The organism is Citrobacter sp. wls829, assembly GCF_005280825.1.
GTDB classification, from domain to species: Bacteria; Pseudomonadota; Gammaproteobacteria; order Enterobacterales; family Enterobacteriaceae; genus Citrobacter; species Citrobacter gillenii.
The window spans coordinates 1-721 of sequence record NZ_SZWP01000059.1; the positions used below are offsets into that span (position 1 = coordinate 1).

A 721-nucleotide genomic window follows, 5' to 3' on the forward strand; every position below is an offset into this window, starting at 1 on the left:
TCTTTCGCCAAAACACCTTTGGCGTTGTAAGGTTAAGCCTCACGGTTCATTAGTATCGGTTAGCTCAATGTATCGCTACACTTACACACCCGACCTATCAACGTCGTAGTCTTCAACGTTCCTTCAGGACTCTCAAGGAGTCAGGGAGAACTCATCTCGGGGCAAGTTTCGTGCTTAGATGCTTTCAGCACTTATCTCTTCCGCATTTAGCTACCGGGCAATGCCATTGGCATGACAACCCGAACACCAGTGATGCGTCCACTCCGGTCCTCTCGTACTAGGAGCAGCCCCCCTCAATTCTCCAGCGCCCACGGCAGATAGGGACCGAACTGTCTCACGACGTTCTAAACCCAGCTCGCGTACCACTTTAAATGGCGAACAGCCATACCCTTGGGACCTACTTCAGCCCCAGGATGTGATGAGCCGACATCGAGGTGCCAAACACCGCCGTCGATATGAACTCTTGGGCGGTATCAGCCTGTTATCCCCGGAGTACCTTTTATCCGTTGAGCGATGGCCCTTCCATTCAGAACCACCGGATCACTAAGACCTGCTTTCGCACCTGCTCGAGCCGTCACTCTCGCAGTCAAGCTAGCTTATGCCTTTGCACTAACCTCCTGATGTCCGACCAGGATTAGCTAACCTTCGTGCTCCTCCGTTACTCTTTAGGAGGAGACCGCCCCAGTCAAACTACCCACCAGACACTGTCCGCAACCCGGAT

The 721-nt window shown here is 53.3% G+C and carries 1 rRNA gene; it reads right to left on the reverse strand.

The features are described 5' to 3' along the window. Positions 1–28 precede the first annotated feature (28 nt). Positions 29–721: ribosomal RNA gene (locus tag FDW88_RS12325) — 23S ribosomal RNA — on the reverse strand; the annotation flags it as partial.